Source organism: Enterobacter sp. KB-221C9 (assembly GCF_041320715.1).
Lineage (GTDB): Bacteria > Pseudomonadota > Gammaproteobacteria > Enterobacterales > Enterobacteriaceae > Enterobacter > Enterobacter asburiae_D.
Genome location: NZ_JBGIWG010000009.1, coordinates 1 through 14,848, shown reverse-complemented (window position 1 = coordinate 14,848; position 14,848 = coordinate 1). Strand labels below are relative to the sequence as shown.

The following is a 14,848-nucleotide window of genomic DNA, read 5'->3' as shown; positions in this document are numbered from 1 at the left end:
TTTTGATACGGCAAAAAAACGGTGTGTCTCAGCATATTATACTGGTTAAAAATAACGCGCAGCAGGAGATCCCAAATTAGCACTATCCCCTGATGCTGGGGGATGTGTGAGGTAAGTCACCATAAAAAAGTCGTATGTTGAATAATATTTTCAACTAGGTTATCAATCTGTAATTAGAAGATTGTTCTTTTGCACATAATGGAGTGGCTATGCGTGTTGTCATACTGGGAAGTGGTGTCGTTGGGGTAACCAGCGCCTGGTATTTAAGTCAGGCGGGACATGACGTAACCGTTATCGATCGTGAATCCGGTCCCGCGCTTGAAACCAGCGCGGCGAACGCCGGGCAAATCTCTCCGGGGTATGCGGCACCGTGGGCTGCGCCGGGCGTTCCGCTGAAAGCGATTAAATGGATGTTCCAGCGCCATGCGCCGCTGGCCATCAGCCTTGACGGCACGCAGTTCCAGCTGAAGTGGATGTGGCAGATGCTGCGCAACTGCGACACCCGCCACTACATGGAGAACAAAGGGCGCATGGTGCGCCTGGCGGAATACAGCCGCGACTGTCTGAAAGCGCTGCGCGCGTCGACGGGGATTGAGTATGAAGGCCGTCAGGGCGGGACGTTACAGCTGTTCCGCACCGAGCAACAGTACGAAAATGCCACCCGCGATATCGCCGTGCTGGAGGATGCCGGCGTACCGTACCAGCTCCTGGAAGCCAGCCAGCTTGGCCAGGTTGAACCGGCGCTCGCGGAAGTGGCGCATAAGCTGACGGGCGGCCTGCGCCTGCCGAATGACGAAACCGGCGACTGCCAGCTCTTTACGCAACGTCTGGCGCAAATGTGCGAGCAGGCGGGGGTGAAGTTCCGCTTCAACACCTCTGTCGACAAGCTGCTGTCGGAAGGGGAAAAAATTTACGGCGTGAAGTGCGGCGACGAGGTGATCAAAGCCGATGCCTACGTGATGGCGTTTGGTTCGTACTCCACCGCCATGCTGAAAGGCATTCTCGACATTCCTGTTTACCCGCTGAAGGGCTACTCGCTGACCATTCCGGTGAAAGAAGAGAGCGGCGCGCCGGTGTCGACCATTCTGGATGAAACCTACAAAATCGCCATTACCCGCTTCGATAACCGTATTCGCGTAGGCGGCATGGCGGAAATTGTCGGCTTCAACACCGAACTGCTGCAGCCGCGTCGTGAAACGCTGGAGATGGTGGTGGGCGATCTCTTCCCGCGCGGAGGTTTTGTTGAGCAGGCGACGTTCTGGACCGGCCTGCGTCCAATGACCCCGGACGGCACGCCGATCGTGGGCCGCACGCCGTATAAAAACCTGTGGACCAATACCGGACACGGCACGCTTGGCTGGACGATGGCCTGCGGATCGGGCCAGCTGCTGAGCGACCTGATTTCCGGGCGCACGCCGGCAATTCCGTTTGACGATTTAAGCGCAGCACGCTATCAATCGGGGTTTACGCCTTCGCGTCCACAGCATCTGCACGGCGCGCATAACTAAGGAGCTGTCATGTCCCGTCCTGTTCTGGCCCAGCTGAACCTGCAGGCCCTGAAGGATAATCTGCAAATTGTTCGTCGGGCGGCACCCGGTTCGCGCGTCTGGTCGGTGGTGAAAGCGAATGCCTACGGCCACGGCATCGATCGTATCTGGAGCGCGCTGAGCGCGACCGACGGCTTTGCGCTGCTGAATCTGGAAGAGGCCATCCTGCTGCGCGAGCGCGGCTGGAAAGGGCCCATCCTGCTGCTGGAGGGCTTCTTCCACGCGGACGATCTGCCGCTGCTGGACAAGTACCGTCTGACCACCAGCGTTCACAGCAACTGGCAGATTAAGGCGATTCAGGATGCGAAGCTCCATGCTCCGCTGGATATCTATCTCAAGGTCAACAGCGGCATGAACCGCCTGGGCTTCCAGCCTGAGCGGGTGCATACGGTCTGGCAGCAGCTGCGCGGCATGAAGAACGTGGGCGAAATGACGCTGATGGCGCATTTTGCCGACGCGGAAAAAACCGACGGAATTGCCGATGCCATGGTGCGCATCGAGCAGGCGGCAGAGGGGCTGGACTGCCCGCGCTCGCTGTCGAACTCGGCGGCCACGCTGTGGCATCCCGAGGCGCACTATAACTGGGTGCGTCCGGGGATTGTTCTGTACGGGGCATCTCCCTCAGGCCAGTGGCAGGATATCGCCAACAGCGGCCTGAAGCCGGTGATGACCCTGCGCAGTGAGATCATTGGCGTGCAGACGCTGAAGGCCGGTGACACGGTGGGCTACGGCAGCCGCTACCGGGCACAGGGCGAGCAGCGGATTGGCATCGTGGCAGGCGGCTATGCCGACGGCTACCCGCGCATCGCGCCGACCGGCACGCCGGTCTGGGTCGATGGGGTTCGCACCGGAACGGTGGGCACCGTATCAATGGATATGCTGGCCGTTGACCTGACGCCATGCCCGCAGGCAGGCATCGGTTCGCCGGTCGAGCTGTGGGGTAACGAAGTTAAGATTGATGACGTGGCTGCCGCGGCGGGCACGGTGGGGTATGAATTAATGTGCGCGCTGGCGCCGAGAGTGCCGGTTGTGACGGTGTAACGAATGCTTGTGTCGGGTGGCGCTCACGCTTACCCGACCTACGTTCGAGGGTTTTGTAGGCCGGGTAAGGCGAAGCCGCCACCCGGCAAAAAAACCGCTACTCCGTTTCCTCTTCCATCGGCCTGACGCCGACTTTTCTGACCGCGTTATCTTCTTTCTCCGCAACCGTCCAGATCATCCCGGCGAACTCTACCTGGTCGCCGACGACGGGGGCCGCCCCCAGCAGTTGCTGAATGATTTCCCCTAACGTTTGCTGCTTGTCGCGGTACTCCAGCCCTTCATCCAGGCCGTAAATCAGCGCCACATCGGCAAACTTGGCGCTGGCTTCCAGAATAAAATCGCCGAAGAAACGCTGGTCCAGCGCCACCGGAGGCGACTGGCTGAACAGCTTGCCCAGCGCGGGCAGGTCGCGCTCGCGGCCAATGACGCAGAGAATATCCCCTTCGCGCAGGCGGGTGCTGCCGGTAGGGTGCAGCAGGACATTATCGCGGAACAGGGCGGCAATGCGCGTTTCGGCCGGCATGTGCAAATCGCGCAGCGAGGCCCCCACGCACCATTTGTCGGCGCTCAGCTGATAGACAAACTGTTCCCACGGGTTCTCCGGGTGAATGTCGAGCCCCACGCGGGAGACCGGCCAGCCCACGGGAGGCACCACGACTTTGGCTTTTTTCGCCGCCCACCCGAGCGAGGTGCCCTGGAACAGCAGTGAAATCAGCACCACGAAGAACGCCACGTTAAAGAACAGCCGCGCGTTATCCAGACCGGCCATCATTGGGAACACCGCAAGGATAATCGGCACCGCACCGCGCAGGCCCACCCAGCTGATAAAGATCCGCTCGCGCAGGTTGAAGCCGCGAAACGGCAGCAGGCCTGCAAATACCGACAGCGGACGGGCGAAGAAGATCATCCACGCGGACAGCAGCAGCGCCGGAACGGCGATCGGCAGCAGATCCGATGGCGTAACCAGCAGGCCCAGCACCAGGAACATGCCGATCTGCGCCAGCCAGGCCAGACCGTCAAAGTTCTGCAAAATGGCATGCCGGTTGCGAATAGGGCGGTTGCCCATCAGGAACCCGCAGAGGTAGACGGCGAGAATGCCGCTGCCGTCCAGCGCGGTGGTGACGCCAAAAATGAGAATCCCGCCGCTCAGCGCCAGCAGGGGGTAAAGCCCCGCAGGCAGCGAGATGCGGTTGATCATCTGCTGTAACAGGTATCCCCCCGCGAGGCCGATAACAATCCCCAGCCCGAACTGCTGCAGGATATGCCACGCAAACATCCAGCTCAGGCCCGTCTCGTGCTGCTGGATCATCTCAATCAGTGTGATGGTGAGAAAAACCGCCATCGGATCGTTACTGCCGGATTCAATCTCAAGGGTGGAGCCGACGCGTTCGTTAAGCCCTTTTCCGCCGAGCAGGGAAAACACCGCTGCCGCATCGGTTGAGCCCACGATGGCGCCAATCAGCAAACCTTCCATGATATTGAGATGGAAAAGCCACGCGGCCATCATCCCGGTGAGGCCAGAGGTAATCAACACGCCGACCGTGGCGAGCGACAGCGCAGGCCCTAACGCCACGCGGAAGGAGCTCGCCTGAGTGCGCATCCCGCCGTCCAGCAGGATCACCGCCAGCGCGAGGTTACTCACCATGTAGGCAAAAGGGTAGTTATCGAATGGGATACCGCCAATGCCATCAATGCCGGCGAGCATGCCGATGGCGAGGAAAATGACAAGAATAGGTATGCCGAGACGCGATGAAAATGAACTTAATAAAATACTGCTGGTTACAAGGACGGAACCCAAAATGAAAAGGCTGATTATCGCTGCGGCATCCAATGTTCTCTTACTCCCACCTCAATGTTAACGCTGTTACTAAAACCCTAACATATTAACAACGGCAACAGCGTTTTATTAAGGGGGTATAACGGCTTTTTTATGCCTTTATGACAGGATGGCCGCTAATGGTCAGCCTAGTGCCGGAATCATTGTGGATCAGGGCGGCGTGCGCCCCGAGCGCCAGGGTCACGGTTCGCTGCTCATGGCCGAAATCCAGACCGGTGATGACCGGAATATCCAGCCGCGAGCGAACGAAGTTGACCATGGTCTCAAGGGTGTAACCCGCGTCATAGTCATTCGGAGCAGAGCCGCTGAAGCTGCCCAGCACAATCGCGGACTGGCGTTCAAGAATACCGGCATGATAAAGCTGCAAGAGCATGCGCTCGACGCGGAACGGATGTTCGTTGATATCTTCCAGCACCAGAATGCCGTCCTCGATTTGCGGCATCCACGGCGTGCCGATAAGCGAGACCAGCATCGCCAGGTTACCGCCCCAGAGCTGGCCTTCACACTCCCAGTGCGGTCCATTGCCCTGCCACTCCACGCTGTAGGTGGGGTTACGCAGCGCGCGCCAGAAATGTTCCACGGTAAACGCATCCAGCTCCGGTGCGCCGAAGTTGCCGGCCAGCATCGGACCGCTGAAGGTGATAACGTTATGCAGGGCCAGCAGCCCGAGCTGGATGACGGTGAAATCGCTGTGGCCGCAAATCAGCAGGGGATCGTGCTGCTGGCGCAGCGCCAGCGCCTGCCAGTCAATGCTCTCCAGCAGCCGGCTCGCACCGTACCCGCCGCGCACCGCAAGCACGATCCGGTTTTCGCCCGTCAGGTTCACCAGACTATTGATATCATTCAGCCTCTGCGCTTCGGTACCGGCAAAACGCTGCTGGCGGCGGGGGATAATCGTCTGATTTTCTACCTGATGACCCGACTCCAGCAAACGCTGAACGCCCCGCTGCGCCGCGTCCTGGTTAATGCAGTAGCCCGACGGCGCGATGAGATGAAACTGAGACATGGCAATTCCTTGCTGAATGAGAAACTAATTGTCTATATCATGCCGCTTATACGCCGCCTGCTTCAAGAGGCGGCGCACCGCGATGACCGGCTATAAGGATAGATGACGTGAAATTGAGATGGTTTGCTTTTTTGATTGTGTTGCTTGCTGGCTGTAGTTCAAAACATGATTATCAAAACCCACCCTGGAACCCGGAAGTGCCGGTGAAACGGGCCATGCAGTGGATGCCGATCAGTGAACAAGCCGGGAAGGCCTGGGGCGTCAGCCCGCGTCTCATCACGGCGATCATTGCGGTAGAGTCCGGCGGAAATCCTGCGCTTGTCAGCAAATCCAACGCGGTGGGCCTGATGCAGCTTAAAGCGTCCACGGCGGGGAAAGAGGTTTATCGCTATATGGGCTGGAGCGGCCAGCCGTCGACCAGCGAGCTGAAAAACCCGGAACGCAACATATCAATGGGCACCGCCTACCTGAGCATAATGGAGCATGGCGTGCTGAAGGGCATTAAGGATCCGGAGGTGATGCAGTACGCGCTGGTGGTGTCTTACGTTAACGGTGCCGGCGCGTTGCTCAGAACCTTCTCCTCTGACCGCAAAGAGGCGATAGAAGAGATTAACGGCATGGACAAAGACGAGTTCTTTGAACATGTGGCGAAAAATCACCCGGCACCACAGGCGCCTCGTTATATCTGGAAAGTACAGAAAGCGATGGATGCCATGTAATGCCTCAGACGGGCGGCGGTCACGCTGCCCGATTTCCCTTACAGAACTTTATTTGCGCGTTCCCGCGCCTCCCGCTCCAGCGAATAGATGATGCGCTGAAGCTCGCGCTCTGCGCCGGGCCCGACGTTCAGGAAACGGAAGCTCAGACGCGGCGTGGTGATGGTTTCATTTTTACTGTCCACGACGGTGCGGTCGCTGATGGCAATCAGCTGTGCATCGAAATAAAAGCGACCCCAGCCCCCCATATCCAGCTCAATTTGCGAAAAACGCATGCCCTCTACCAGTCCGTCGGGTTTCGGCGTATCCATCAGTGCGCCCATGCCGCCCAGCGACAGGTCGAAGAGGCGGAAGCGGATCTCTTTTTTGTCCGGCATTTTGGCCTTACAAAAATAGGCGGGATGGAGCGGGGCGCTGATGCGGAAATATTCACGACGCTGGACAAACCAGAGGTTAGTAGGAAGCGGGGTAGCAAAAGCAGGGAGTCCCTGGTATTCGCTCATTTCCAGCCGCGACAGGACAAACTCCACTTTGGCGCCCTGCGTTTCGGCCATTACCGCGACATTTTCCGCTTTCAGCGCCGCGCGGTTTTCATACTCCTGACTGCCTAAATCAATCACCAGCCGCTCCTGCGAGGCGTCAAGGATCTTGCTGATGAACTGATTATTCGACCAGCTGATGCGCAGCGGCACTTCACCTTTTTGCAGGTCGCGTAATACCCCTAATACAGCCAGCGGATTTTGCTTGAGGAACTGCTCACTGTAATGACTCACGCCGGATGGCTCCTTGATTGATGACAGACTGTCTTAGCGTTATCGGCAATCTGCAATGAAACTTAATACAAACCGGTGAGTTTTTTTTGCCTGTTTAGGCAAAGATAAGTCGGTGAGATGAAAATGGTTTTCCGGCGATGACCTATACTTAAGCTAGTTGTGCAGAAGGTTTTCTGCGCACGCGTTAAACCTGCAAGAGGGCATCGCTATGGGTATCATCGCCTGGATTATCTTTGGTCTTATTGCCGGGGCTATCGCTAAACTGATCATGCCGGGAAACGATGGCGGCGGCTTTATTTTGACCTGTGTACTCGGGGTCGTTGGTGCGGTTGTGGGCGGCTGGCTGGCGACGATGTTTGGCTTTGGAGGCAACATAAGTGGTTTCGACCTGCACAGTTTTCTGGTCGCTGTCGTGGGTGCCATTGTGGTGCTGGGCATATTCAGGTTGCTGCGACGAGCATAAAATTTCATAAACGGCTCTCTGCGGAGGGCCGTTTTTTTGTCTGAGTATTGATTTGTTAATCTAAATGATAATAATTGTCGTTCCGTATTGCATCCAATAATAAGACGACATTATGAATAGCTCACGCTTTACGCTTTGCGCCCTGGCAGGCGCCATTACGCTGGCATTGCAGGTCCCGGCGTTCGCCGAAGAATCCACCATCGTCGTCACGGGCTCAGAGCAGGGCAGCGCGCTGCCGGCCTGGACGAACAGCGCCACGAAATCGGCCGTTGCCGAAAGTAAAACGCCGCAGGTCATCACGACCCTCTCTGCGCCGGAAATTGAAAAGCGTTACGCGAATTCGGTGAATGAAATCCTGCGCTATGCCCCAGGCGTCTCAACCGAGGTGCGGGGGAATACCTCCTACATGAGCGAATATAAAATTCGTGGCTTTACCGTCGACCAGGAGTTCTACAACGGGCTGCAGCTGCCCTATAACGTCACCGGCAATACCAAAGCGCGTATCGATCCGCTGCTGATTGACAGCGTGGATATCCTGAAAGGCCCCTCATCGGTCCTCTACGGCGGCGGTTCGCCGGGCGGGCTGGTGAATATTCAAAGTAAAAAACCGCAGCGGGAAGCCCGAACCGAGATCGGCGTTAACACCGGAAACCGTAATCTGAAAGAGGGCTATCTCGATTCAACCGGGCAGATTGCCGACAGCGACTGGAACTACCGTCTGCTGGGCAAAGCCACGGAAAACGACGATCAGCCGCACACCACCCGGTATGAGAACTACCTGGTTGCGCCGTCCGTCACCTGGCAACCGGACAGCAAAACGCGCCTCACCCTGGACGCGCTGGCGCAAAACACCCCGAGCCTGACGCCGTCTAACCCGTTGCCGCTCGCTTACCTGCGCTCAAAATACGCGGGCAAGCGCGATTATGCCGGAGACGAATGGAGCGGGTTTAAGCAGCGTCAGTGGATGCTGGGCTACAGCTTTGAACATGAATTTGACAGCGGCTGGGGCTTTAACCAGAAGGCGCGCTATTTCGACGTCGATACCCACCAGCGCAGCGTCTACGCGACAGGGGCGGGAAGCGAGGTGTATCAGCTCAACCGCTTTGCTTACACCACCGATGAAGACCTTAAGAGCTTCAACATCGACAACCAGGTGACCAAAACCGTTGCGCTGGGCGACTGGAAACACCATCTGCTGGCCGGGTTTGACTATCAGAAGCTGAACTCCCACTTCCACTATCGCTACGCGTCGGCCACGCCGGGCATTGATATGCGCCATCCTGACTATTCGCAGATCGACGATAGCGCTCTTGGGCTGTATACCGCCCAGAAAAACCGCCTCAGCTATCAGCAGAACGGCTATTACTTACAGGATCAGGTAGAGTTTGGCGGCCTCAACCTGCTGGGCAGCCTGCGCTACGACGATTACCGCTCCGTCACCACCAACTACCTGCAAAACGGTGATAAAGCCTGGGTATCGCAGGATCGCGTCACCAAACGCCTGGGCGCGCTTTACGCCTTCGATAACGGGATTTCGCCATTTATCAGCTACTCAGAAGGTTTTGCACCGGTATCACCGCAGGGAACGCTCGTGGCGAAAGACGTTAAGCCGACCACCAGCAAGCAGGTGGAAGGCGGGGTGAAATATCTGCTGGCCGACTACGCCACCACCTTTACCGCCTCGGTGTTTAACATTCGTCAGAAAAATGTCGTCACCTCCGATCCGGGCTTCCTGAACTATCGACAGACCGGGGAAGTGGAGTCTAAAGGGGCAGAGCTCTCCGCCATCAGCCGCCCGACGGACAACCTGACGCTGATTGCCAACTATGCGTACACCCACGCGATCAACCGGGAAGATGACAAGTACAAAGGTAAACGTCCAACGCAGGTCCCGGAGAATGCCTTCAACCTCTGGGGGGATTACACCTTTGACAACACGCCGCTGAAAGGACTGATGCTGGGTGCGGGCGCACGCTACATCGGGCCGATGGAAATCTCTCCGGCAAACGATACGGGTAAACTGGGCGGCACGACGCAGTACGATCTGGCGGCTTCCTACCGGATGGGCGAAATCCTGCCCTCGCTGGCGGGGCTAACGCTTAAGGCCAGCGCGCAGAACATCACCAATAAAGAGACGCTGACCTGCTACGACGCGACCAACTGCTGGATTGGGCGTGACAGGACGTATCAGCTAGGGGCGAGTTACAGTTTCTAAGTAACTCCCTGTGAGTTCAAAATGTAGGCCGGGTAAGGCGAAGCCGCCACCCGGCAATACTGCTTTACTGCGCCGCAGCTTTCACCGGCGCAGCCTCATCATTCGCCGCAGGCTGGTTCTCCGGCACGCTGTCGCACGGTTTTGCTTTCGGGCAGACCCGATCCAGCATTTTCAGCGTCACGCCGTTGCTCCAGCCGAAGCCGTCCTGCAGCGGATACTCGCCGCCGCCGCCGCCCGTACCGGTTGTCGACACGTCATATTTCTCGACCAGTTTCTTTTCCCTATCGTAAGTATGCTGAACGTTCTTCAGGAAGCGCCAGGTCACATCCATCGAGACCTTCTCTTGCCCGTAATTCTGCAGACCTTCCGCGGCCACCCATTGCAGCGGGGCCCAGCCGTTTGGCGCATCCCACTGCTGGCCGCTATTGACGGTGGTGGTCGCAATACCGCCCGGTTTCAACAGGCGAGATGAGGTTGCCGCGGCGACTTTATCGGCCCGCTCCTGCGCCGCCGCCTTCACGTAAAGCGGGAACAGGGCTGCCGCCGTGAGCTGATTGCGTACTTTCTTGCTCTTCAGATCGTAATCCGCGTACCAGCCCTCTTTATCATTCCACAGGTGGCTCTCGATGGCTTTCTGACGCGCCGTAGCCAGCGCCTCGTATTTGCTTGCGCTGGCGGCGTCGCCACTCTCCTGGCCTGCCCGCGCCAGCAGTTTTTCCATCTTGAACATCAGGGCGTTCAGGTCCACGGGGACAATGCTGGTGGTCCGGATGGTGCCGAGCTTTTGCGGGTCGTCCATCCATCGGGAGCTAAAGTCCCAGCCTGAAGCCGCAGCGGAGCGCAGATCGCGGTAGATTTCGGTCGCAGGTCGGTTAGGGTTACTTTTCGCGGTATTCACATCGTCAAGCCAGGACTCCGGGCGCGGGGTATCGCGGTCGTCCCAGTAGCGGTTGAGGACAGCGCCGTCATCCAGCTTCACCACGCGTTTGTTAGCCTGCCCCGGCTGAAGGGCTTCGACGCCGTCCATCCAGTAGGCATACTCTTTCTCCATCTGCGGACGATACTTCTTCAGCGCATCGCTATCGTGCGTTGCCAGCAGTTCCACCATCAGCGAGAAGAATGGCGGCTGGGATCGGCTCAGGTAATAGCTGCGGTTGCCGTTGGGAATGTGGCCGAAGGTGTCAATCTCATACGCAAAGTTATCCACCATGTCGCTGATTTTGTCCCAGTGGTTGCTCTCTGCCAGGCCCAGCATGGTGAAATAGCTGTCCCAGTAGTAGACCTCGCGGAAACGTCCGCCGGGCACAACGTAAGGTTTGGGTAACGGCAGCAGGGAATCCCATTTGTTGCTGGCTTTATCCGTGGTGCGCGTCAGTACGGGCCAGAGATCGTCAATGTGCTCACGTAAACTTTGTCCAGCAGGCGGAACATATTTTTCCCCTTCCGCAGGGAGCGTAAAGTTCATCTCGACAAAGTGGCGTAAGTCAAAGCTGGACTGCGTGTGCTGCATCCGATAGTCCGCCAGAATCATCAGCGGGTCGCTTTTGGGGACGGCATCAGCGAAGGTTTTCTGATCGGGAAACAGTTTGGCGCTTTGCACATCATTAAACAGAGGGCCCAGCAAAATATCGGGTGAGGTTGTCTGGGCTGCGGGACTATCGTCGGCATAACCGAAAGTCGTTACGCCGAGCAGCGCGCCTCCTAACGCAAGGGGCAAGAACGCGGGGCGTAGTGTACGAGGTCTTATCATCAGTTCGTCTCCTGTCTTCACTAAACAGCGTGACCGCTGTTGTCAATCACCTGAAAACCTTAGACGAATATTGCCCGCTTCGCGTTAAATATTGCTGGCCATTCAGACCTCTTCCGGCGTCTGGCTGGCTTCCCGCAGCGTGCCCGGCGCATGTCCAATAATGCGCTTAAATGCCCGGCTAAATGCCGCCAGAGAGCCGTATCCCAGCCGCAGCGCGACGGTTTCAATCGGCTGATTTTCGTGGCGAATGTACTGGATGGCCAGCCGCATCCTCAGCTCGCTGAGATATTTTGCCGGGGTCGTTCCCGTTGCGGCCAGAAACCGTTCGGCGAACACGGAACGGGACGTGCCCGCTTCTTTTGCCAGATCCGCCACGCTCCAGTTCAGGCCGGGCTGCTGGTGCATGGCGTAAATGGCCCGGCTCAGGCGAGGGTCGCGCAGAACCTGCACCCAGCCGGTAGCTTTACCACAGCCGCCTTCAACCCAGCCGCGCACGATTAACGCCGCTACCACGTCGGCCAGGCGCGCAAGGATCCCGGCGTACCCGGCCTGACGCGCCACGGATTCCCGCTCCATCGCCGCCAGCAGCGGGTGGATCTCCGGCCAGGTGGACATCAGCCGGCTGACCATCATCACTTCCGGCATCGCCTTAATTAGCGGCTGCATCCCGCCCAGCTCAAAATCCATGCACCCGCTAAAGATGATGGTGTTCTCGCTTTCCGGGCAGGGCTCGCAGGTGATGGCGCAGACCGAGCTGCAAATCGGTTCGCTGGGAAAGGCGCTGACCGGGGTAGTGGTGGCCCGCTCGTCGGAGAGCAGGGCATGGGAATTGCCGCCTGGAATAAACAGGGCGTCACCGCTGCTCAGCTGAAAGGCCGCACCGCTCTCCATTCGCAGCAGGGCGCTGCCGTGGCTCACGAAATGAAACTGCGCTTTACCGGGTGCGTGGTGGAACGCGACGCCAAACGGCGAGCTGGCTTCAATCCGCCGGTATTTCACTCCTGACAGGCGCATGCCGCGTAAAAGCTCGCTGATCAAATCGGGTGACTGTACGGTCATGGCGCAACTCCGGACGAATAATCAATAAGTGGAGATTATATGTCATAGATCGTCCAGGGTGAACCTTCTATGCTTTTGCGACAGTTGTCACATTTCTATAACGGGAGAAAACAGATGAATTCATGTGTCGCGGCGAGCGAGGCGGTAACGCCTGCAAAACCCGCCTGGCGGGCCGTCTATTCACTGGGGCTGGGGGTATTTGGGTTAATTACGGCAGAATTTCTTCCCGCCAGTTTGTTAACGCCGATGGCCGCGAGCCTGGGCGTGAGTGAGGGAATGGCCGGACAGGCCGTCACCGCCACCGCGCTGGTGGCGCTGGTGACTGGACTGCTGATTACCCCTGCGACCAAAAGCATCGACCGCCGCTGGGTGCTGATGTTTTTCTCGGTCCTGCAAATTATCTCCAGCCTGCTGGTGGCCTTTGCGCCGACTCTGCACGTGTTGCTGATGGGGCGTCTGCTGCTGGGCGTAGCCATCGGGGGATTCTGGGCGATGTCGACGGCGACGACGATGCGTCTGGTTCCGGCGGATAAAGTACCGAAGGCGCTGGCGGTGATCTTCTCCAGCGTATCGATTGCCACGGTGGTCGCGGCGCCGCTCGGCAGCTATCTGGGCAGCCTGATCGGCTGGCGCAACGTCTTTGTTCTCTGCATCCTGCCGAGCATGCTGGCGCTGCTGTGGCAGCTCTGGGTACTGCCGTCCATGAAGCCGGAGAGCAGCGGCAGCCTGAGTACGCTGTTCCGCGTCCTGCGTCGTCCGGGGATGATCGGCGGCATGCTGGCGACCATCCTGATCTTCAGCGGCCATTTTGCCTTCTTTACCTACCTGCGTCCGTTCCTGGAAACGGTGGGTCAGGCGAGCGTTGAGACCATTTCGCTGATCCTGCTCGGCTTTGGACTGGCCAACTTTGTCGGTACCTCCGTTGCCGGGCATCTGCTGGCACGTAATCTGCGCCTGACGCTGGCGCTGGTGCCGTTCGCGATGGGCGTTCTCGCGCTAACGATGGTGGCGTTTGGTCATCTGGCTATGCTGGACGGGTTCCTGGTCGCGCTGTGGGGCTTTGCCTTTGGTCTGGTTCCGGTGGGCTGGTCAACCTGGCTTGCTACCACCGTTCCGGATGAAGCCGAAAGTGCAGGAGGGCTGCTGGTGGCCTCAATTCAGCTGGCAATCAGCGCCGGTGCGGCCGGGGGCGGGGCGGTATTTGACCTCAACGGCGCCAGCGGCGTATTCGCGGGAAGCGGTTTCCTGCTGGTCACGGCGATGGTGATTGTGTTTATGGGTGTGAAGGTTAAGGCGGAGTGAGTGCTTTCCCTCTCCTTTGGGAGAGGGACTTAACGGATGTCCATTGTTCTATGCTACCGCTCTTTCATTCCATGTGTCTTTAAACATGATGTTCCCGTCACAATATTTCCATTCAATCGATTCATAGCGAAGTTCGACTTCTTCCATATGCGTACTTGCGATACCGAGCGGGTGCAATACTGGCGATATCCTCGTTATCTTTACGTTTTCCAGAGTGATATTGAAGTATTCGCGCTCAATACCGGTGTCATCAATTTTATACATTTTGATTAATGCAGATTTGAATGTTTTGCCTGTACATACAGCACGAAATAAATAGGGTGTGATGCGGTCTATTTCTTTTTCAAAGGTAATGGGAACATGAAGGCGTGTCCCCGTCAGTTTTCCCGTGTTGGAACTGGTGGGGATCCAGACGGAGTGATTAAACGATTTGAGTTCGGTAGAGCCCAATCTTGTAGGCATTAAACACTCGCCTAATACGGGAGCATTATTTTCGTCAGTAAACCATATATGTGCCGGTGTAGACATATTTCATTCCTTTCCTTGGTAAAAAAAGACAATTGAGTAAACGACGAGCACAATGACGCCAATGATTCTCATCGCAGTCAGGTCATCTTCGATATAAGTCACGACTAGCATGGCAAGAATGAGAATAAATAATGCTATCCCATAACCTATAATATCGTTGATGATATCTTGAATAAAGCTTTTAAAAAATTGCTTGAGAAATTTACTTATGGATTCCCACATTATTTCATCATCGCGTTCAAAGCATCAATAATTTCATGAGAAGATGCAGTGTTTATATTAAGATAACCAGATTTCATTATTGCAGGTTCTACCAGAAAGTACATCATTTCGAGATTTTCCATATATAGTGCATGGTAAAATTGTGGACAGTAATTTTTCAGGTTATTTGCGCTATCTGCGGCATGCTGAACAATCGCATAAGCATTTAACGCCGCCAGACCCCAGCCTGCTTTGTTCGCAATTTTTTTCATTAAAGCATTTTGAACGGCTGTATTCATTTTATTGCCATAACAGATATAGGATGCTACGGCATAAATTAAACCATTTTTAGATATCACTCTAACTGAATAGTTGGATGTAAAAGGTGTGAGTTTTTCGAGGATATATCT

General features: G+C 56.8%; 12 protein-coding genes and 1 pseudogene. 6 read left to right on the top strand and 7 right to left on the bottom strand.

The features are described from left to right. Positions 1 to 209: 209 nt before the first annotated feature. Positions 210 to 1,508 (top strand): D-amino acid dehydrogenase, encoded by a 1,299-nt coding sequence (locus tag AB8846_RS14490; protein ID WP_063143835.1) that lies wholly within the window; start codon positions 210 to 212, stop codon positions 1,506 to 1,508. Positions 1,509 to 1,517: 9 nt separating this feature from the next. Then, positions 1,518 to 2,588: a catabolic alanine racemase DadX gene (dadX, locus tag AB8846_RS14485; RefSeq protein ID WP_370733008.1), complete on the top strand. Its 1,071-nt coding sequence runs from the start codon at positions 1,518 to 1,520 to the stop codon at positions 2,586 to 2,588. A 97-nt stretch (positions 2,589 to 2,685) separates the two neighbouring features. On the opposite strand, the gene AB8846_RS14480 is transcribed toward dadX, so the two are convergent. Both AB8846_RS14480 and ldcA read right to left on the bottom strand, forming a co-directional pair. Next, on the bottom strand, positions 2,686 to 4,419 hold the full coding sequence (locus AB8846_RS14480; protein ID WP_063143837.1) for a potassium/proton antiporter: 1,734 nt from the start codon (positions 4,417 to 4,419) through the stop codon (positions 2,686 to 2,688). Between the two features lie 97 nt (positions 4,420 to 4,516). Further along, a complete protein-coding gene (gene ldcA / locus AB8846_RS14475) occupies positions 4,517 to 5,431 on the bottom strand; it encodes a muramoyltetrapeptide carboxypeptidase (protein ID WP_370733007.1) in 915 nt (304 codons plus the stop codon). 107 nt (positions 5,432 to 5,538) lie between these two features. On the opposite strand from ldcA, the gene emtA reads away from it, so the two are divergent. Continuing rightward, positions 5,539 to 6,150: a membrane-bound lytic murein transglycosylase EmtA gene (emtA, locus tag AB8846_RS14470; protein WP_063143839.1), complete on the top strand. Its 612-nt coding sequence runs from the start codon at positions 5,539 to 5,541 to the stop codon at positions 6,148 to 6,150. A gap of 38 nt (positions 6,151 to 6,188) precedes the next feature. Here emtA and AB8846_RS14465 read toward each other — a convergent pair whose 3' ends face one another. After that, complete coding sequence (locus AB8846_RS14465; RefSeq protein WP_370733006.1) at positions 6,189 to 6,920, bottom strand: flagellar brake protein; 732 nt, start codon at positions 6,918 to 6,920, stop codon at positions 6,189 to 6,191. A gap of 208 nt (positions 6,921 to 7,128) precedes the next feature. Between AB8846_RS14465 and AB8846_RS14460 the strand changes: the two genes are divergently transcribed. After that, on the top strand, positions 7,129 to 7,383 hold the full coding sequence (locus AB8846_RS14460) for a GlsB/YeaQ/YmgE family stress response membrane protein (RefSeq protein WP_008502662.1): 255 nt from the start codon (positions 7,129 to 7,131) through the stop codon (positions 7,381 to 7,383). 112 nt (positions 7,384 to 7,495) lie between these two features. Further along, on the top strand, positions 7,496 to 9,598 hold the full coding sequence (locus tag AB8846_RS14455) for a TonB-dependent siderophore receptor (protein ID WP_370733005.1): 2,103 nt from the start codon (positions 7,496 to 7,498) through the stop codon (positions 9,596 to 9,598). Positions 9,599 to 9,662: 64 nt separating this feature from the next. On the opposite strand, the gene AB8846_RS14450 is transcribed toward AB8846_RS14455, so the two are convergent. Together AB8846_RS14450 and AB8846_RS14445 are read right to left on the bottom strand one after the other, a co-directional pair. After that, complete coding sequence (locus AB8846_RS14450; RefSeq protein ID WP_370733004.1) at positions 9,663 to 11,348, bottom strand: alpha,alpha-trehalase; 1,686 nt, start codon at positions 11,346 to 11,348, stop codon at positions 9,663 to 9,665. 102 nt (positions 11,349 to 11,450) lie between these two features. Then, entirely contained in the window at positions 11,451 to 12,407 is a 957-nt protein-coding gene (locus tag AB8846_RS14445) for an AraC family transcriptional regulator (RefSeq protein ID WP_370733003.1), read from the bottom strand. A 114-nt stretch (positions 12,408 to 12,521) separates the two neighbouring features. On the opposite strand from AB8846_RS14445, the gene AB8846_RS14440 reads away from it, so the two are divergent. Then, on the top strand, positions 12,522 to 13,709 hold the full coding sequence (locus tag AB8846_RS14440; protein ID WP_370733002.1) for an MFS transporter: 1,188 nt from the start codon (positions 12,522 to 12,524) through the stop codon (positions 13,707 to 13,709). Between the two features lie 48 nt (positions 13,710 to 13,757). Here the strand turns inward: AB8846_RS14440 and AB8846_RS14435 are convergent, their stop codons facing one another. Continuing rightward, complete coding sequence (locus AB8846_RS14435) at positions 13,758 to 14,237, bottom strand: Hcp family type VI secretion system effector (RefSeq protein ID WP_370733001.1); 480 nt, start codon at positions 14,235 to 14,237, stop codon at positions 13,758 to 13,760. Between the two features lie 221 nt (positions 14,238 to 14,458). Then, positions 14,459 to 14,848: pseudogene (locus tag AB8846_RS14430) on the bottom strand (hypothetical protein); the annotation flags it as partial.